Here is an 18,556-nt window from a genome sequence, read left to right on the forward strand (position 1 = left end):
TGGTATTGTTGTCCATGTCGCCGCGGGGAACACCCCGCGAACGGCAAACACCTAGTCCGGGTGGCGGAATGGCAGACGCGCTAGCTTGAGGTGCTAGTGCCCTTTATCGGGCGTGGGGGTTCAAGTCCCCCCTCGGACACCAGCCAGAACCCCACGGCCTCTCTGAGGCCGTGGGGTTTTGTCATGCTCCCGAGAGAGGCTGTCATGCCTCCCGAGGGATGCAAGGGGATCAGGCCGTGGCTTCCGACGTCGGGCGCGGGTCGGTCTCCGTCTCGGGGGTGTCGGTCCCGGCGTCCGCCTGGCGGACCGGAATGAATGCCGCGACCACCGCAGCCGCGAGGCCCACCCCGCAGCCCATCAGCATGGCGGCGCGGAAGCCGTTCTCCGACGGCAGGAAATGACCGCCGAAGTCCGTCGTCATCTGGGCAAGGACCACACCGATCACGGCTGCCGCCGCGGAGCTGCCGATCGAACGCATCAGGGTGTTGAAGCTGTTGGCCGACGCGGTCGCCGACTGGGGCACCGCGCTCATGATCAGGGCGGGCATGGCGCCGTACGCGAGGCCTACGCCCGTGTTGCAGATGAGCGTCACGACCAGCAGGCCCCAGGTCGAACCCATCAGGAGCAGGGAGGAGCCGTAGCCGAGAGCGATGACCAGGGCTCCGACCGACAGTGTCACCTTGGGGCCGCGGGCGGCCGAGAGCTTGGCGCCGAGCGGTGCGAGGGCCATCATCATCAGGCCGGCCGGGGCCATCCACAGACCCATGGCCATCATCGACTGGCCGAGGCCGTGGCCGGTGGCCTCGGGCAGCTGAAGCAGCTGGGGCACGACCAGCGACTGGGCGTACATCGCGAAGCCGACGAGCACCGAGGCCGCGTTGGTCATCAGGACCTGCGGCCGGGCGGTGACGCGCAGGTCGACCAGCGGCTCGTCGCTGCGCAGCTCCCACCGGCCCCAGACCAGCAGGACGACGACCGACGCGGCGAACAGGCCGAGGGTGGTGCCGCTCGTCCAGCCCCAGTCGGAGCCCTTGGACACGGTGAGCAGCAAGCAGACCAGACCGCTGCCCAGACCGATCGCGCCCAGGGCGTCGAAGCGGGCAGACCCGGTCGCCGATCGTCCCGCGGGTACGAACAGCCAGGCCAGGAGGGCGACCAGGAGACTCAAGGCGGCGGCGACCCAGAACAGCACCCGCCAGCTGGCGTTCTCGGCGACGGCCGCGGCGAACGGCAGGCCGAGCGCACCGCCCACACCCATGGACGCGCTCATCAGGGCGATGGACGAGCCGAGCTTCTCGGGCGGCAGCACGTCACGCAGGAGGCTGACGCCCAGCGGCACCACGCCCATGCCGAGGCCCTGCATCCCCCGGCCGACGATCATCGGCACCACGGAGGAGGCAAGGGCGCAGACCGCCGAGCCCGCGACGAGCGGCACCACGGAGACGAGCAGCATGCGCCGCTTGCCGTACATGTCACCGAGCCGCCCGGCCACGGGTGTCGCCACCGCCGCCGAGAGCAGTGTGGCCGTGACCACCCACGAGGCGTTCGGCGGGCTGGTGTCGAGCATGCGGGGGAGGTCGCCGATCAGGGGCACTACCAGCGTCTGCATGACCGCGGCCACGATGCCCGCGAGGGCGAGTACCCCGACGACGCGCCCCGGGCGGACGTCGGGCTCCGAGCTGACCACTGGCTTCTCCTTCGGCTTTCCGGGCGGCGCCGGACGGGTCCCGGGCGGCTTCCGGACGATCGCGTGAGCTGAGAGGGCATCGCGATATGCACTATACATATGAAGTGCATGATGCATATGACGGATAGAATGTCTGCATGGACAAGCACGGTCGTCGCATGGACAAGCCCGCTGGCCGCACGGAGAAGCCCGTTCGGCAGGTCGAATTCGAGACGATGCTGCTCGGTCGGCACTCGCATCTGTTCAACCCGCGCACACGTTCTTCGGGCGGGCGCCTGGACCGGAGCGCGTACATCCTGCTCAGCCGCATCCAGATGGACGGCCCCATGTCCATCGGCCAGCTCACCGATGCCTTCGGCCTCGACGCGTCCACGCTGAACCGGCAGACCGCGGCCATGCTGCGCGGCGGCCTCGTCGAGCGCATTCCCGACCCCGACGGCGGCATGGCCCGCAAGTTCCGCATCTCCGCCGAGGGCGCGCGGCAACTCGACGCCGACCGGGCCGAGTACACCCAGGGCCTTGAGAAGGTCATGGACACTTGGTCGCCGGAGGATGTGGCGTCGTTCGCCGCGCTGCTCCAGCGCTTCAACAGCGACATCGAGCGCCTGGAGGGGCATCCCTGGCCGCGCCCGTGAGCCCACCCACCCCGTGAGCCCGCCCGTGAACCCCCTCGTACCTCCGAACGGGCGATCGCGGGCCCGGGGCAGCTGTCGTACCGGCGCGCGGGCGTAACGGCGCCTGCCGTACGTGCGTGGCGCGGGGCCGCTGTGCGGGACACGGGCGGCCCTGCGCCCGTCGGGAGGCCGAGTGTCCGACGATGATGCAAGAAGTCGATCGGAGAACTCGATGCTCATCAGACACGCTCACCGCCGCCGTGCCGGCCGGTGCCACGGCCCTGTTGCCGACCACGCCCGTCAGCAACGGGGAGCAGCGCCCGCCACGCCAGCGCCCGCCACGCCCGTGCCCGCCACGTCCGCTCGGTCAGCCGTCACACCCGCCACCGGTCACCGCGGCGGCCTCATACGCCTGCGGGAACGCGCCCCCTCCGTCGGCGGTCACCCGTACGCGGGCCACCGCCCCGGGGCCGGGTTCGACGTCGCCGCCCACCTGCCGCCGCACCCCGAGAACACGGAAGAGAAACGCACTACATGACCCTCCGCGTCCTGCTTGCCGACGACCAGGCCCTCCTCCGGGCGACCTTCCGCATCCTGATCGACTCCTGCGACGACATGGAGGTGGTCGCCGAGGCCACCGACGGCGATGAAGCCCTTGAACTCGCCAGGACCCATCTCCCCGACCTCGCCCTCGTGGACATCGGCATGCCCAGCACGGACGGCCAGGATGCGACCGCCCTGATCTGCGCCGCCCCGGAGCTCGCCGCCACCCGCGTCCTCATCCTCACGACCTCCGAGACCGGCGAGCACGTGGCCCAGGCCCTGCGCGCGGGCGCGAGCGGATTCCTCGGCAAGGACGTGGGCGTCGAAGAACTCCTCGACGCGATCCGGACCGTGGCCGCGGGCGACTCGCTGCTCTCCCCGACGGCCACGCGCGCCCTCGTCACCCGCTTCCTCACCACCCCCGAGGCCGGCGACCACCTGGCGCCGCCCGAGAGCCTCGCCGCGCTCACCGACCGCGAGCGGGAGGTGATGACCCTGGTCGCCGAGGGAAAGTCCGACGCCGAGATCGCCGAACTGCTCTCCGAAAACCCGCAGACCGTGCGCACCCACGTCCAGCGCGCCATGGCCGGGCTCGACGCCCGCGACCGCGCCCAACTGGTCGTCATCGCCTACCAGTCGGGCCTCGTCCGCCCCGCGCCGCCCCTGTGCTGAGCCCAGGAACCCCCGAGCCGGTACCTCACTTCTTGAGCCCGTCCATCGCCGCACGCGTGTCGGACTTGAGCATCTCCTCGACCTCCGAGGCCGTCGGCGGCTCGGTCTTGTCGTCCGCGCCGCCGTAGTAGCTCCAGCGCGTCTCGATGGTGAACCAGCCGTCGCGCACGGCGAGGGTCATGCCGTTGAGATCGTCATCGTCGGAGCCGCTGGTGTCGGTCACCAGGTACGCCTCGTCGCCGATACCGCTCACGGCCTTGGTCTTGTAGGTGTACGTCTTCTGCGACTGGTCCTCGTAGGCCTTCTGCTCCGAGGCGAACTCGCCCTTCGGGTCGGTGGCCTTGTGCCACCGGGCGGTGGAGTAGACGTAGATGCTCGAATAGGTGTCGGCTCCCGCCTCCGGGTCCTTGAGCTTGCGGCTGCAGTAGCTCTGGTCGAAGCCCTTCTGCCGGGTGCCGTAATTGGTGGTGGCGGTGGAGTCCGAGTCGAGCTCGTACTTCTTCTTGAAGGCGTCGAGCGGGGAGACGTCGCAGAGGTTCTTCGTGTACTGGTATCCGGCGAGGTCCGCCTTCGCCTCGTCGCCGCCGCTGCCGCTGTCGGAGCCGAGATTGCCGGTGGCGAAGAGCGCTCCCGCCCACAGGGCCGACGCGACCACGACACCGCCGATGCCCCACACCCAGCCGGGCGTGGGCTTGCGCGGTCCTGCCGGGGGCGCCGGAGGTGCGGGCGGCTGGCCGTAGGGGCCGGGCTGCTGTCCGTACGGGCCAGGTGGCTGGCCGAAGGGTTGCGGGGAGCCCTGGGGCGGAACCGTGCCCGGCGGCTGCTGATACGGATTCGGGGTCTGCTGGTATGGGTTGGGCTGATTCGGTTGATTCGGATGATTCGGCTGGTGGGGCTGATTGGGCTGGTTGGGCTGGGAATTCGGTATCGACATAGGCGGCAATGTACCGCTGGGCTCCGGGCGGGTGGAGGTGGCCCGGACCTGGTCGCCCCCGGGGTGGCCTGCTCAAGTAAGGTCACCCTTAGCTGCGCGTACGCGATGACCCCCTGGAGGCTCCCCCATGCCGCTCACCGCTCCTCCCGACGGGGCCACCCGCCGGCCGCCCCGCATCCCACGGCCGCGGCCGGTCGAGCGCGTGGACAGTGCGTGGGTGGGCCGGGCCGTGGAGCGGGGCGACTTCTGGGGTGCCGTACGGGCGGCGGGCGGTGCGCCGGTCGTCGAGCCCGACCCGCAGGGCGACGACCAGTACCGGGTGGTCACCTTCCTGTGGCGCGGCACGGACGCGACCCGGGCGGTCCTCGTCATGCCGAACAAGATCGTCGATCCGCGTGACATGGCCCCCAACCTGATGGAGCGGGTGCCGGGAACGGACATCTGGCACTGGTCGATCCGGATGCGCGCGGACTGGCGGGCGACGTACAGCCTGTGCGTGGATGAAGGGGGCGGCCCTCGGCGACCGGAGGGCGAGTACTGGCCCTGGCTGCGCCAGCAGCAGCGCGCCGACCCCCTCAACCCGCGTACGCTGACGCGTCGTTGGGGCGGCGAGCCGGTCTCGTGCGTCGAGCTGCCGCAGGCTCCGGCCGGTGACGACTGGCAGCGGCGCGAGGGTGTCGCACGCGGCACCGTCAGCACGCACACGGTCCGCAGCGAACTCCTCGGCAACGAGCGGCGGGTGCATCTCTACGAGCCGCCGGGTGGCGGACGCGACCTGTCCGTCCTGGTCCTGATGGACGGCGAGATGTGGCAGCCGGGCCTGGACGTCGCGGCGCTCCTCGACAACCTCATCGCCGACGGCCGCATCCCGCCGCTGGCCGCCGTGCTCCCCGAATCCCTGAGCGCGGACCAGCGCTGGGCCGAACTCGCCTGCAACGAACGGTTCGTCGGGTTTCTGGAGACCGAGCTGCTGCCCTGGGCGGGCGGCCTGCTGCCCCTGACCGGCGATCCGGCACGAACCGTCGTCGCCGGTCAGAGCCTCGGCGGCCTCACCGCGGCATACGCGGCCGTCGTCGCGCCGGGGCGTTTCGGCCATGTCCTCGCGCAGTCGGGTTCCTTCTGGTGGCCGGACGGGCCCGACCTCGAACGCTCCGAGTGGCTGACCGCCCGTATCGCCGAGAGTGAGCGGCTGCCGGTCCGGTTCTGGCTGTCGGCGGGCGAGCAGGAGTGGGTGGCGCTACCCGCCATGCGCAGGCTGCGCGCCACCTTGCGCGAGAAGGGTTACGAGGACGCCGTGTACCGCGAGTTCAACGGCGGGCACGACTACTTGTGCTGGCGCACGGAACTGGCGGACGGGCTGGTCGGGCTGCTGGGTGCGGAGTCCGCGGGCGAGCCGTCGGCGGGGGCCGCTGCCGCGTAGGCATGGGCGCAGGCCTCGTGGGGTGGGGGAGGCGCCCTGTCCCGGGGGCCTACAGAGCCGGGGACTTCGCCGTGGCGACTGCTGCCGCGTAACCCTCGGGTGCGGCGACGTCTCGTACCGTCCAGCCTCGGACGTCAAGGGATGCGGTGCCTGTGCCCACCAGGAGCGATGCCATGCCGCCGCCGGCGAGGCCCTCGCCCGTTCCCTTGAGGCAGGCCTCCTTGCGGGTCCAGCAGCGGGCGAAGGCCAAGGGCCTTTCGCCGGATGGGAGTTCGGCCAGCTCCGACTGCTCCCGGGGGTGCAGGGACGCCGCCACGTCTGCCATCGTGCTCGCGGACGGGAGTCTCTCCACGTCGGCACCGACCGGGCGGTCCGCGAAGGCGAGCAGGGCCAGGCCTTGCGTGTGGGAGAGGGAGAAGTGCGGGCCCGCCCCTCCGGCGACGGCGGGGCGGCCGTGCGGCTCACCGCACAGCGGGCACGGCAGCCGCACCAGCTCAACCGCCGCCGGCTCGACGCAGAGATACGCGCCGAGCCGCAGACGGAGCGCGGTATGCGCCGCCGCGTACAGCTCCTGGTCCGCCGGGCGCCGCAACGCCGCGGCCCGGCGCCGCTCCTGCGTGTCGAGGAGCGACACGTCGAGCGGGGCCGGGCGGACGAACTGGATCTCCGTCACGTGGCCGGCTCCTGGAGGCGGGCCACACAACGGCCGTACGTCTCCGGCCCGTACACCGTGGTCCATCCCTCGGGCACGGCGCGGAAGACCGGCCACAGGGAGTGCTCCCCGAGCGCGTTCTCCAGGACCAGGTGGGTCGGCTCCGTGTCGGCGTCGGTGTTCACCGCGTCGAAGGGGCCTGGCGTGTTCGTCATGCGTGGTCCAGCTCCTTGAGGCGGGCGGCGAGTACGGCACAGACCTCGTCGAGGCGCCGCGGCTGCGTCAGCTCCGGGTGCAGGCAGTCCACGTCGTGGTTGCTGATCGAGCCGCTGATGTACGGCGCCCAGGCGTCCCTCGTCAGCCAGTCCTCGGCGCGCGGCGCGGCGGCCGTGAAGAACAGGGCGTCACCGTCGAAGGGGCGGTGGTCGTGCTCGCGCATCAGGCGGGCGTTGTTGACGACGATGTCGAGGACCGCCGACAGGGTCCTGTCCGGCAGGCCGGCCAGGGCGCTGCCTTCGCGCTGGAGCGTGGCCAGGACATCCTCGCGGGTCAGCTCGTGCGTCAGGTCGTAACCGGCCATCCGCAGCAGCGCCTTGAGGGCGTCCGCCTCCGCGGGGACCGCGGCGTCGCGCCACTGGTCGGAGGGGTAGGCGTCGAGCAGCGCGAGCAACTCGACCTCCTCTCCCCCCTCTTGGAGCAGCACCGCGACCGTGTGGGCGAGCACACCGCCCACCGACCAGCCGACCAGCCGGTAGGGGCCGTGCGGGCGCACCGCCCGCAGCGCGTCCACGTACTCCGCCGCCATCTCCTCCATCGTGGCCGGGAGTTCACCCTCGCCGTGCAGGCCGCGCGCCTGAAGGCCGTACACCGGCTGCCCGGGGTCGAGCCGTGAGAGCAGACCCGAGTAGCACCAGCTCATGCCGCCCGCCGGGTGGAAGGCGAACAGTGGGGTGCGGTCGCCGCGAGCGCGCAGCGGAAGCAGTACGTCCAGGGCGTGGTCGGCCTCGCTGTGGTCAGCGTCCAGGTGGGCGGCGAGCGCCGCCGGGGTCTGCGCCTGGAAGAGCGTGCCGATGGTGAGCTCGGCGCCCAGCGTGTCGCGGACCCTGGCGACCAGCCGGGCCGCAAGGAGCGAGGTGCCGCCCAGGTCGAAGAAGGCGTCGTCCACACCGAGTTGGGGCACACCGAGGATCTCTGCGAAGAGCCGGGTGAGCGTCTCCTCGCGGTGGCCGCTCGGCACCCGGCTGCCGTCGCCGGAGCCCTCGAAGGCGGGGGCGGGCAGTGCGCGCCGGTCCAGCTTGCCGTTCGGGCTGAGCGGGAAGTCGTCCAGGACGAGGATGGCGCCCGGCACCATGTAGTCGGGCAGTGTGCGGGCGAGCCCTGCGCGCAGCTCTTCGGGGTCGGGGACGGCTCCGGTGTCGGCGGGTGTCACGTACCCGACGAGCCGCTGGTCGCCCGGCCGGTCCTCGCGAACCAGCACGCCGGCCGCGCCCACCGCAGGGTCGGCGGCCAACTCGGCCTCGATCTCGCCCAGTTCGACGCGCAGGCCCCGCAGCTTGACCTGGTGGTCGGTGCGGCCCAGGTACTCGATCTCGCCGTGCTCGGTCCAGCGCGCCAGGTCGCCCGTGCGGTACATGCGGGTGCCGGGCGGACCGTAGGGGTCGGCGACGAAGCGGGAGGCGGTCAGTTCGGGCCGCCCCAGGTACTCGGTTGCCAGCTGGGTCCCTGCAAGGAACAGCTCGCCCTGGATGCCGGGCGGGCACGGCTGGAGCGCCGCGTCCAGGACGTACAGGCGCGTGTTCCAGACGGGCTTGCCGATCGGGACCGGGCCCGTCGCGTCGGTGCCGCACGAGTGGTACGTCACGTCGACGGCCGCCTCCGTCGGACCGTAGAGGTTGTGCAGCGGTACGCCGTCCAGTACGCGCCCGAACTCCCGCACCGTCTCGCGCGGCAGCGCCTCGCCGCTGCAGAAGACGTGCCGCAGGCCCGCGCAGTCAGCCGCGGCGGGCTCGGACAGGAACACCTGGAGCATCGAAGGGACGAAGTGGCAGACGGTGACGCCCTGTTCGCGGATGACGCGCGCCAGATACGCCGGGTCCTTGTGGCCGCCGGGTTCGGCGACGACGAGCGTCGCGCCCACCCGCAGCGCCCAGAAGAACTCCCACACCGACACGTCGAACCCGGACGGCGTCTTCTGCAACACCCGGTCACCGGCGTCGAGTTCGTACTCGGCCTGCATCCAGCGCAGCCGGTTGTCGATCGCCGAGTGCGGCACGACGACACCCTTGGGGCGGCCGGTCGACCCGGACGTGTAGATGACATAGGCGGGGTGGTGCGGGGTGAGCGCGCGCGGCGGGTCGTACGTGCCGTACGGCGCCGTGTCCAGCCGGTCCAGGGCGACGATCGGCACACCCGAAGCGGCGGGCACCCGGTCGGCACGGTCGGCGATCACGCAGGCAGGACCCGCGTCCTGAAGCATGTACGCGAGCCGGTCCGCCGGATAGTCGGGGTCCAGCGGGAGATAGGCGCCGCCCGCCTTGAGCACGGCGAGGAGCGTGATCACCAGGTCCAGGGAGCGGGGCACGGCGACGGCCGCGAGCGCGCCCGGACGTACGCCGACCTCGATGAGATGGTGGGCGAGCCGGTTGGCGCGGGCGTTCAGCTCGGCGTAGGTGAGCTCCTGGTCGCCGAAGACCAGGGCGGTGGCGTCCGGCGTGCGGACCGCCTGGGCCTCGATCGGGCCGATCAGCGTGGTGGGCGGCACCGGCTGCGCGGTGGCGTTGAACTCCTCCGTGACGAGGGGCAGTTCGACACGGCGGGCGATCGTGTGCTCGGCCAGCGGCGTGTGCGGGCCCGCGTCGGCGATGCGCTCCAGAAGCTCCATGAACCGCGCCTGGTGGACGCCGAGTTCGTCCGGCTCGTACAGGGCGGGATTGCCGTCGTAGTCGATGCGCAGGCCACTGCCGTCGGCGCGGTCGTAGACGTTGACCGTGAGGTCCTCGACGGGGCCCGCCGAGAGGTTGTGCGCGTCGGTGCGGGCGCCCGCGAAGGTCAGGCCGTAGTCGAACGGCATGACGTTGACCAGCGGACCGACCAGGGATCGGCCATCGCCGAGGAGGCCCAGGTCGCGGCGGATGTCCTCGTAGCGGTAGCGCTGGTGGCGGCGGGCCGCGCGGATGCCGAGCACGACCTGCCGGGTCAGCTCGGCGAAGGTGGCCTGCGGGGTCACGGTGAGCCGCAGCGGCAGCACGTTCATCACCATGCCGGGCACGCGCAGGGCCACCGAACCCATGCGGCCCATCATCGGCAGGCCGAGCACCACCTCGGCGGAGCCGGTGGCCCGCGAGACGTACAGGGCCTGCGCGGCGACGAGCACCTCGGGCCAGGTCGCCCGCATCGCGGACGCCGACTCCCGAAGGCGTGAGGTCGCCTCGGGGGAGAGGCGTGCGCTGCGGCGGTGGAAGGTGCGGGACGGCAGCGCGGTGCGCCCGGCCAGGTTGGGGGCGTCGGGGCGGTCGGCGAAGGCGCCGTCCCAGTGGCGGCGGTCCGTCTCGAACGTCTCGGACGCGCGGTACGCGGTGTCCTCGGCGACGAGGTCCTCAAGGCGCCCGAAGGGGCTCTCGGCCGGCTCCTCACCCGCGGCGAGCGCGGTGTAGACCTCGGCGGTGCGGCGGGCGAGCAGCGAGTAGCCGAAGCCGTCCATCACGATGTGGTGCACCCGCTGGTACCACAGCCAGCGCTCGTCGCCGACGCGGAACAGCGCGTGCGCGAACAGCGGTCCGGCGGCCAGGTCGAACGGCGTGGCCAGGTCCTCGCGCATCCACGCCTGCGCCTCGGCGTCCGGGTCGGCCGCGGCACGCAGATCGCGCACCTTCAGCGGAAGCGCCGGATCGGCGACCTCCAACTGAGCGGGCCCGTCGGCCCCTTCGATGATCCTCACACGCAACGCGTCGGCCTCGGACACCACCTGACGCAGCGTCCGCGCGAAGACGGACGGGTCGATGGGACCGTGGATCTCCAGGCACTCGGCCGTGTTCTGGGCCGGGCTGCCGGGGTCGAGCGCCTGCGCGAACCACATGCCCGACTGGGCAGCGGTGAGCCTCATGTGGAGGCTCCCAGAATCGGCGCCCAGGCCTCGATGGCGGGCTGCTCGGCCAGGTCCACGAAAGTCGCGGTGATGTCGTGCTCGCGGCGCCAGCGCTCGATCAGCGACATGATGCGCACCGAGTCGAGACCGTAGTCGACGAGGTTCTCGTCGAGAGGGATGTCGGCGGGCTCCTCGCCCAGGACGTCGGCGACGTCGGCCCGTATGAGTTCCACGCTCAGCGCCATGTCAGATCCCCTTCAGAACAGCGTCGGTGGTGGTGACGACCGCGCACCGTCCTGCCGCGTAGCGCAGCGCCATGTCGTGGTCCTCGCGGGAGAAGTCGGCCACCGCGTCCGCGACGACGAACGCCTGCACGTCACGCATCCACGCGTCGCAGGCCGTCATCAGGACACCGATGTGCGCGTACACGCCGACGATGACGATCTGGTCCCGGCCCGCCTCGCGCATGCGCTCCTCGAGGTCGGTGCGGACGTACGCGCTGTACTTCCACTTCGTGAGCACGGTGTCGCCGGGCTCCGGCGCGACCGGGCCCGCGATCGCCTTCGCGTGCTCGTCGTCGGGAAGGCCGGGGCCCCAGAAGTCCTGCTGCAGGCCGCGCTCCTCCGGCGTCTGACCGCCCGGCTGGGCGGAGTACAGGACGGGGATGCCGGACGCACGCGCCGCCTTCGCCAACTCGCCGACGTTGGCGAGGAGTTCCGTGGTCGGCGAGGTGCCGGGCGTGTAGGCGGTCAGGAAGTGGTTCTGCAGGTCATGGACGAGCAGCACCGCACGCTGCGGGTCGATGGTCCACGCGACCCGGTTGGCGGGCAGCTCCTCGGGCGAGGGCATCGGGTACGGCGTGACGGCGGGGAGCGCCATGGTGGGGCCTTTCGGGAACTCAAGTAGCTGGGTGGTTCGGGCGCTGCCGGGCGGAGGTCAGCCGACCGGAGCTGATGGCGGGGGTCAGCCGACCGGAGCCGCGGCGGTCGTCCGCTGGTCCTTCTTGCTGATCTTGCCGATGCCGGTCTGCGGGAAGGCGGTCACGAACTCGACCCGGTCGGGCACCTTGTACGCGGCCAGACCCCGCTCCCGTACGAACTTCTTGATGATGACGGGCTTCAGCGGTTCGGCGTCCGCGCGCAGGATCACGTAGGCGAGGGTCCGCTCGCCCAGATACTCGTCCGGGACGGCGACGACCGACACGTCATGGACGTGGGGGTGGGCGAGGATGATGTTCTCGACCTCCTCCGGCGCGATCTTCTCGCCGCCGCGGTTGATCTGGTCCTTCGCACGGCCCTCCACCACCAGATGCCCGGTGGGGGTGCGGCTGACGATGTCGCCGGTGCGGTAGAAGCCGTCGGCGGTGAACGAGCGGGCGTTGTGGTCGGGCGCGCGCCAGTAGCCGCGGATGGTGTACGGACCGCGGGTCAGCAGATGGCCCGCCGCGCCGTCCGGCACGTCCTGGTCGAGGTCGTCGACGATGCGCACCTCGTCGTCCGGGGAGATCGGACGGCCCTGGGTGGTGACGATCGTCTCCGCGGGGTCGTCCAGACGCGTGTAGTTGACCAGGCCCTCGGCCATCCCGAAGACCTGCTGAAGGGTGCAGCCGAGCGCGGGCGCGACCCGGCGCGCCGCCGACTCGCTGAACTTCGCGCCGCCCACCAGGAGCACCTCGAGGCTGGAGATGTCGTACGGCGTGCTGCGCCCCGCGTCCGTCCACACCAGCGCGAGCGGCGGGACGAGACCGGTGATCGTCACCCGCTCCCGCTCGATGAGCGGGAACGCGGTGTCCGGGTCGGGCTGCGGGCACATCACGACACGGCCGCCCGCGTAGAACAGACCGAGCGAACCGGGCGAGGACAGCGGGAAGTTGTGCGCCGCGGGCAGCGCCACGAGGTAGACGGAGTCCTGCGTCACGCCACAGATCTCGTTCGAGCCCCACAGCGAGTACATGTAGTCGTCGTGGGTGCGGGGGATGAGCTTGGGCACGCCGGTGCTGCCGCCCGACAGCTGGAGGAAGGCCAGGTCGGAGGGCTCGGGCCCGTCGATCTCGATCGGCTCGCGCGGTACGTCGGACAGAGCGGTGTGCTCGCCCGGGTCGCCCACCACGAACACGTCACGCAGGGTGGGTACTTCGGCGCGGACCTTGGACGCGAGGTCACGGTGGTCGAAGCCGCCGAGCCGGTCCGGGATCACATAGGCGACGGCCTCGGTGAACTCGCAGAAGTAGTGGATCTCCGTCTCGCGGTGCGCGGGCAGCGCGAAGACCGGCAGGGCGCCGATCCGGAAGAGCGCGAAGATCACCTCGAAGAACTCGGCGACGTTCGGCAGCTGGACGACGACCCGGTCACCCTTGCCGATGCCACGGGCGGCGAACCCGGCGGCCAACTGATCGGTGCGCACGTCGAGTTCGCCGTACGTCCAGTTGCGGTCCCCGTCGGTGATCGCGACCCGTGCGGGGTGCGCGTCGGCGCGCTCACGGAGCATGCCGCCGAAGGTCTCGCCGCGCCAGTACCCGGCGGCGCGGTACCGCTCGGCGAAGACCTCCGGGATGCGCGGCGCGTCCACGCGGCTCTCTGCCGTCGTCATCGGTCGACCCCCACGGCATCGAGGAACGTACGGAACTTGGCGCCCGTCTCGGCGCGTTCGGCCTCCGGCGAGGAGTCGGCGACGACACCCGCGCCCGCGAAGAGCCGCAGCCGTCCGGTGCCGTCCTGCGTCTCCTCGGCCTCCGCGCAGCGGATCGTGACGACCCACTCGCCGTCGCCGCGCGCGTCGCTCCACCCCACCATGCCGGTGTAGTGCCCGCGGCCGAAGGGCTCCAGCTCCCCGATCACGTCACGGGCGTGCCCGGTAGGGGTACCGCAGACAGCCGGAGTCGGGTGCAGGGCGGTGGCCAGCTCCAGGGCGGAGGTGGCCGGCTCGGCGAGGTCGCCGGTGATGGTCGTCGACAGGTGCCACATGGTGGCGGTGCGGACCAGGGTGGGCCGCTCGGGCACGTCGAGGTCGGTGCAGAACGGGGCGAGGGCCTTGTGCACGGCGTCCACGACGACCGCGTGCTCGTGCAGGTCCTTCGCCGATTCGAGCAGCGCTGCGGCCCGGCGCACGTCCTCGGCGAGATCGGCCGAGCGCGGCGTCGAACCGGCCAGCGGGTTCGCGGTCAGGCGACTGCCGTGCCGCGAGACGAGCAGCTCCGGGCTCGCACCGAGCAGAGTGCGGCCCGCGCCCGACGGCACGGCGAAGGAGTAGCCGCGCGGGTCGCGGCGGGCCAGGCGCTGCAGCATCGCGGGCAGGTCGAGCGGTCCTGCCGTGGACAGCTCCAGGGTGCGGGCGAGGACGACCTTGTCGAACTCGCCGCTCTTCATGCGGGCGACGGCGGCCTCGACGGACGCGGCGTACTCCGCGCCCGAGGGGACCTCGCGCACCTGCCAGCCGCCGGCCGTCGAGGGCGGCGGCGTGGGCAGCGCGACGAGCGGGTCGGTGCGCAGGGCGGGCGCCCAGCGCGCCGCCTCGGGCACCGCGAGCACGGCGGGCTCGGCGGGGTCGAAGGGGATGGAGCCCACCACGACCGGGGCGTGGTTGCCCGCGCGCAGCTGCGCGTCGAGGGTGGCGGCGACCCGATCCGTCAACGGCTGCTCGTCGTGCGGCACTTCGGCGGCCGTGCCGTGGGCGAGGAGGGTGCGGGTGGGCGACGCGAAGAACCGGGTGTCGCCGGGTCGGTAGGCGTCGAGCAGTGCGGTCGCCGCGCCGACGGCCCCGGGGGTGGTGGGGGCGGCGTCTGCGACCACGTCATGGGGGGGTGTCACGGATGACTCCTCGTCAAGTAGGGGAGGGCGGCGCGGCTTTCAGGCGCGCAGGGTGGCGCCGCCGTCCACGTACAGGTCGTGCAGGGTGATGTGCCTTGCCCGGTCGGAGACCAGGAAGGCGACCGCGTCGGCGATGTCGGAGGGGTCGGCGATCCGGCCGAGCGGAATGCCGACCCGGTACGAGTCCGGGTCGCCGTCGATGACCCGGGCGGCGGCCTGCTCGTGGTCGCCCGTCCACAACTGCCGCTGCATGTCGGTGTGCGTGGAGCCCGGCGACACGACGTTGCAGCGCACGCCGTCGCGGGCGACTTCCAGGCCGAGGCATTTGGTGAACATCGTGGCGGCCGCCTTGGACGCGGCGTACGCGGCCATCTGGGTGCGGGGCACCCCGGCGGCGTTCGAGCCGACCGTCACGATGGAGCCCTTGCCGCGCGCGGTCATGCGGCGGGCCGCGGCGCGCGAGGTGTGGAAGACGCCGTTCGTGTTGACGGCGAAGGTCTCCGCCCAGTCGGTGTCGGTGAGTTCGACGACCGGGGCGGGCCGCAGGATGCCCGCCACGTTCACGAGGATGTCCAACGGCCCTACGGTGCGCTCGACTTCATCGACCGCGGCGTCCACGGCTGCCGCGTCGGTGACGTCGAGGACGATGCCGCTGATGCGGCCGCCCGCCGCCCGCTCGGTGGCGTCCTGTTCCTTGACGTCGGGCGACCGGTCGGCGGCGACGACCCGCGCGCCGCGCTCGGCGAGCGCGCGGGCCACTGCCTGACCGATACCCCGGCCCGCGCCGGTGACCAGGGCCACCCGGCCCGCGAGCTCAGGGTCGGTTATGCCGGAAGTCACTTGCCCATCGCCTTCTCGACGTCATCGAGGACGGAGACGGCGGCCTGCGCGCCACCGAGGCTGGTCCACTTCGAGCCATCGATCTCGGTCGTGTGGTTCTTCTTGACCGCGTCGAGCTGCTTGTACGCGGCCTTGCCCTTCAGCTCCTTGAAGAGGTCGGCGTCGGGACCGGCCGACGCGAGGGTGCCGATGAACAGCCAGTCGGCGTCGATCTGCTTCAGGTCCTCGTCGCTGAGCGGCGTCGAGTGGCCCTCGCCCTTCTTGTTCTGGATGCCGGGCCGCTTGAAGCCGAGGTCCTTCAGGACGTCGGAGATGAACACGCCCTGCTGCATGACGGCGGTGCCCTTGGCGGAGTAGCGCGCCACGGAGACGCTCGCACCCGCGTTGTCGCCGAGGTTCTTCTGCACGGCGGCGGCCTTGGTGTCGTAGTCCTTGAGGTACGCGCTCGCCTCGTCGGACTTGCCAAGCACCTTGCCGGTGATCTCCAGGGACTTCTTCCAGTCCTTGGTCCTGTCGATCGTGACGACGGTCGGGGCTATCCCCTTCAGCTGCTTGAGCACCTGCGGGTCGGCGAGCTGCCCGGCGAGGATGACGTCCGGCTTGGCCTGGAGGACCTTCTCGATGTCGGGTCCGGTGACCGCGCCCACGACCGGGATGCCCTTGGCCTGGTCGGCCAGATACTCGGGGGCGCCCTTCTGGCCTCTGCCCGCGGACAGACCGACGGGCTTGACCTTCAGGGCGAGGGCCGAGTCCAGGTCCATCTCGCTGAGCGCGATGACCTTCTTGGGATTGGCCGGAACCTTTACCTCCGCACCGGAGGCGTCGGTGACGGTGACCTTCCCGGCGTTTTTGGCCTTGGCGCTGGATCCGGAGTCGTCGGACGAGTCCGAACCGCAGGCGGAGAGGGTGAGCGCGGAGGCCAGGGTGAGGGCCGCAACCGCGGTCAGCCGGGTGCGCGGGGAGTGGTTCGAGGACATGTCCGTGTCTCCATGCTTCAGTTGCCCGGCGGTCAGTCCGGACATAAGGGTTATTCCTGGCCGTGTCGGGGCATGGCGAAGTACCCCTGAAAGGACAGGGAGTTCGCCGCCACCCCGACTCGGGGCTCCAGGTCAAGGTTAGGTTAGGCTAACTTCATGTTGGTTGCGCAAGAGGGGCGGGTCCCAACGTCCGGATCCAGACCTCCGATACCGGGCTTGGCGAAGATGCATCGCCCCACGCTGTGGGCGGCTGCCGCCCTTGTTGTCCTGCTCCTGTTGCTCGGCCTGCTCTCGCTCCTGGTCGGATCCGGGTCGACGCCGATGGGCCGCGCCTGGGACTTCCTGACGGGGGACCCGTCGGCGCGGGCCGACGCCCAGATACGGCTCGCCGTCATGGACGTACGCCTTCCGCGTACGCTCGCCGGCGTCCTGGTCGGCGTCGCCCTCGGCGCGGCGGGCTGCCTGCTGCAGGCCGTCACGCGCAACCCGCTCGCCGAGACGGGCCTCCTCGGGGTCAACTCGGGAGCGGCGCTCGGCGTGGTGATCGGTCTCACATATTTCGAAGTGACCTCGGCGTACGGCGTGTTGGTGTGGGCCCTGGTCGGCGGCATGGCCGCGAGCGCGGTGGTGCTGCTGCTCGCCGCGTCGGGGCGGGCCGCGGGCTCGCCGCTGCGGCTCGTGCTCGCCGGGTCGGCGCTCGGCGCCACCTTCCACGGCATGACGTCGTACGTGCTCCTCGGCGAGCAGGCCACCTTCGACACCTACCGCTACTGGACCATCGGTTCGCTGGCCGGCATCAAGACGTCCGAGACGTATCCCTTGATCCCGCTGATCGCGGTCGGGCTGCTGATCGCGTTCTTCTGCGTACGCCCGCTCTCGGCGCTCGCGCTCGGCGACGACAGCGCACGCTCCCTCGGCCATCACCCGGGGCGGATCCGCATCACCGTCGCGGCGGCGGTCACCCTCCTCGCGGGCTCGGCGGTCGCTCTCGCCGGCCCCATCGCCTTCCTCGGCCTCCTCGCCCCGTACGCCGCGCGTGCCGTCACCGGCCCCCGGATGGCGGGCCAGTTGGTGCTCTCCGCGCTGGTCGCGGCGAACGTGATGATCGCCGCCGACCTCCTCGCCAGGGTCGTGATCCGCCCCTGGGAGACCCCCGTCAGCGTGCTCCTCGCCTTCATCGGCGGCCCGTTGCTGATCTGGATCGCCCGCTCGCAGCGGATGTCCACGGCGGGGGTCGCCGCGTGAGTACGGAACGCACGCCCGGCCCGGGGGCCGCGGACATCACCCCGCCCGACTCCACCGCCGTCCGCGTCGGCACCTTCTCCTGGCTCTTCCCTTACCGCAGCGCCCTCGCCGCCGTCGGGCTCACACTGGTGATCGCTGCGGTCGTCTCGCTCGCCACCTTCGCCAGCTCCACCGGAATGAGCTTCTCCGACAGCCTCTCCGGACTGCTCGGAACCGGCGACTCCGCGACCGTCATGCTGGTGCAGGACTTCCGCCTTCCGCGGATCGCCGTGGGGCTCATGGTCGGCGCCGCGCTCGGCATCGCCGGGTGCCTGACCCAGACGCTCGCCGGAAACCGGCTCGCCACCCCCGACATCATCGGCGTCAACGAAGGAGCCACGGCGGCCGTCGTCGCCTCCGTCGTCGGATCGTCCACCGGCATGATCGGTGACTGGTGGCTCGGGCCGCTCGGCGCCGCGGCCGCGGCCATGGTCGTCGTCGCCTGCGCGGGCGGTGCGGGCAGTGGGGGGTACCGGATCCTGGTCGTCGGCATCGGCGTCTCCACCGTCATCGGCGCCGTCACCGACCTCGTCATGTCCCGCGAGAACGACAACACCGCGGGTGGTGTCTTCCTCTGGACCGTCGGCTCGCTCAGCGGCCGCGACTGGAGTGTGGGTACGCCCCTTTCGCAGATCCTGCTCGTCCTCGTGCCGCTGGCCCTCGTGGCCGGGGGGCGCCTCCAACTCCTGCGGTTCGACGACGACATGGCGGCCACCCTCGGCGTGAACGTCCGCCGCGTCCGCGCCGTGACCCTCGCGCTCGCCGTCGCCCTGTCCGGCGTGGCCGTCGGCATCGGCGGACCGATCGCGTTCGTCGCGCTCGCCGCGCCCGTCGTCGCCGGGCGGCTCAGCGGTCCGACCCGCGTCCCGATCATCGGCTCGGCCCTGGTCGGAGCGGCGCTCGTGGGCGCCGCCGACGCGCTCGGCCGGGTCGTTGCCCCCGTGGAGATCCCCGTCGGCGTCATCACCAGTGTCCTGGGCGGACCCTTCCTTCTCTGGGTCCTCTTCGGCAAGAATTCCGAGCAGCAGACCGGAAAGGCCTGA

At 71.7% G+C, this 18,556-nt stretch carries 16 protein-coding genes and 1 tRNA gene; 6 read left to right on the forward strand and 11 right to left on the reverse strand.

Annotation, left to right across the window (positions count from 1 at the left end):
- Nucleotides 1-54 precede the first annotated feature (54 nt).
- Nucleotides 55-142, forward strand: a tRNA-Leu gene (locus ACIBCK_RS17670).
- An 87-nt stretch (nt 143-229) separates the two neighbouring features.
- Here the strand turns inward: ACIBCK_RS17670 and ACIBCK_RS17675 are convergent.
- Nucleotides 230-1,687 (reverse strand): MFS transporter, encoded by a 1,458-nt coding sequence (locus ACIBCK_RS17675; RefSeq protein WP_399391151.1) that lies wholly within the window; start codon nt 1,685-1,687, stop codon nt 230-232.
- 158 nt (nt 1,688-1,845) lie between these two features.
- On the opposite strand from ACIBCK_RS17675, the gene ACIBCK_RS17680 reads away from it, so the two are divergent.
- Both ACIBCK_RS17680 and ACIBCK_RS17685 read left to right on the forward strand, forming a co-directional pair.
- Nucleotides 1,846-2,322: a MarR family winged helix-turn-helix transcriptional regulator gene (locus tag ACIBCK_RS17680; protein ID WP_399391522.1), complete on the forward strand. Its 477-nt coding sequence runs from the start codon at nt 1,846-1,848 to the stop codon at nt 2,320-2,322.
- Between the two features lie 513 nt (nt 2,323-2,835).
- Complete coding sequence (locus ACIBCK_RS17685) at nt 2,836-3,516, forward strand: response regulator (RefSeq protein ID WP_399391153.1); 681 nt, start codon at nt 2,836-2,838, stop codon at nt 3,514-3,516.
- 25 nt (nt 3,517-3,541) lie between these two features.
- Here ACIBCK_RS17685 and ACIBCK_RS17690 read toward each other — a convergent pair whose 3' ends face one another.
- A complete protein-coding gene (locus ACIBCK_RS17690) occupies nt 3,542-4,450 on the reverse strand; it encodes a hypothetical protein (protein WP_399391155.1) in 909 nt (302 codons plus the stop codon).
- Nucleotides 4,451-4,577: 127 nt separating this feature from the next.
- Between ACIBCK_RS17690 and fes the strand changes: the two genes are divergently transcribed.
- Nucleotides 4,578-5,870 carry an enterochelin esterase gene (gene fes, locus ACIBCK_RS17695; RefSeq protein ID WP_399391157.1) on the forward strand — a complete coding sequence of 431 codons (1,293 nt, stop codon included), beginning with the start codon at nt 4,578-4,580 and terminating at the stop codon, nt 5,868-5,870.
- Nucleotides 5,871-5,919: 49 nt separating this feature from the next.
- Here the strand turns inward: fes and ACIBCK_RS17700 are convergent, their stop codons facing one another.
- The 9 genes from ACIBCK_RS17700 to ACIBCK_RS17740 all read right to left on the reverse strand — a co-directional run bounded on the left by ACIBCK_RS17700 (nt 5,920) and on the right by ACIBCK_RS17740 (nt 16,229).
- The gene (locus ACIBCK_RS17700; protein ID WP_399391159.1) at nt 5,920-6,543 is read right to left on the reverse strand and encodes a 4'-phosphopantetheinyl transferase family protein; all 624 of its coding nucleotides are present in this window, start codon (nt 6,541-6,543) and stop codon (nt 5,920-5,922) included.
- Complete coding sequence (locus ACIBCK_RS17705; RefSeq protein ID WP_399391161.1) at nt 6,540-6,737, reverse strand: MbtH family NRPS accessory protein; 198 nt, start codon at nt 6,735-6,737, stop codon at nt 6,540-6,542. Before ACIBCK_RS17705 ends, ACIBCK_RS17700 begins: the two co-directional genes overlap by 4 nt.
- Entirely contained in the window at nt 6,734-10,624 is a 3,891-nt protein-coding gene (locus ACIBCK_RS17710) for an amino acid adenylation domain-containing protein (protein WP_399391163.1), read from the reverse strand. The genes ACIBCK_RS17705 and ACIBCK_RS17710 overlap by 4 nt, the downstream gene beginning before the upstream one ends.
- Complete coding sequence (locus ACIBCK_RS17715) at nt 10,621-10,851, reverse strand: phosphopantetheine-binding protein (protein ID WP_399391165.1); 231 nt, start codon at nt 10,849-10,851, stop codon at nt 10,621-10,623. The genes ACIBCK_RS17710 and ACIBCK_RS17715 overlap by 4 nt, the downstream gene beginning before the upstream one ends.
- A 1-nt stretch (nt 10,852) precedes the next feature.
- Entirely contained in the window at nt 10,853-11,485 is a 633-nt protein-coding gene (locus tag ACIBCK_RS17720; RefSeq protein ID WP_399391167.1) for an isochorismatase family protein, read from the reverse strand.
- Nucleotides 11,486-11,569: 84 nt separating this feature from the next.
- Nucleotides 11,570-13,195 carry a (2,3-dihydroxybenzoyl)adenylate synthase gene (locus ACIBCK_RS17725; RefSeq protein WP_399391169.1) on the reverse strand — a complete coding sequence of 542 codons (1,626 nt, stop codon included), beginning with the start codon at nt 13,193-13,195 and terminating at the stop codon, nt 11,570-11,572.
- A complete protein-coding gene (dhbC, locus tag ACIBCK_RS17730) occupies nt 13,192-14,412 on the reverse strand; it encodes an isochorismate synthase DhbC (RefSeq protein ID WP_399391171.1) in 1,221 nt (406 codons plus the stop codon). The genes ACIBCK_RS17725 and dhbC overlap by 4 nt, the downstream gene beginning before the upstream one ends.
- 39 nt (nt 14,413-14,451) lie before the next feature.
- Nucleotides 14,452-15,252, reverse strand: coding sequence for a 2,3-dihydro-2,3-dihydroxybenzoate dehydrogenase (locus ACIBCK_RS17735; RefSeq protein ID WP_399391173.1), 801 nt, complete (start codon nt 15,250-15,252; stop codon nt 14,452-14,454).
- Complete coding sequence (locus tag ACIBCK_RS17740; protein WP_399391175.1) at nt 15,249-16,229, reverse strand: ABC transporter substrate-binding protein; 981 nt, start codon at nt 16,227-16,229, stop codon at nt 15,249-15,251. Before ACIBCK_RS17740 ends, ACIBCK_RS17735 begins: the two co-directional genes overlap by 4 nt.
- 225 nt (nt 16,230-16,454) lie before the next feature.
- Here ACIBCK_RS17740 and ACIBCK_RS17745 point away from each other — a divergent pair, with 225 nt between their 5' ends.
- On the forward strand, nt 16,455-17,474 hold the full coding sequence (locus ACIBCK_RS17745) for a FecCD family ABC transporter permease (RefSeq protein ID WP_399391524.1): 1,020 nt from the start codon (nt 16,455-16,457) through the stop codon (nt 17,472-17,474).
- Complete coding sequence (locus tag ACIBCK_RS17750; RefSeq protein ID WP_399391177.1) at nt 17,471-18,556, forward strand: FecCD family ABC transporter permease; 1,086 nt, start codon at nt 17,471-17,473, stop codon at nt 18,554-18,556. Before ACIBCK_RS17745 ends, ACIBCK_RS17750 begins: the two co-directional genes overlap by 4 nt.

Origin of the sequence: Streptomyces sp. NPDC051218 (assembly GCF_044455475.1) — a bacterium.
Lineage (GTDB): Bacteria > Actinomycetota > Actinomycetes > Streptomycetales > Streptomycetaceae > Streptomyces.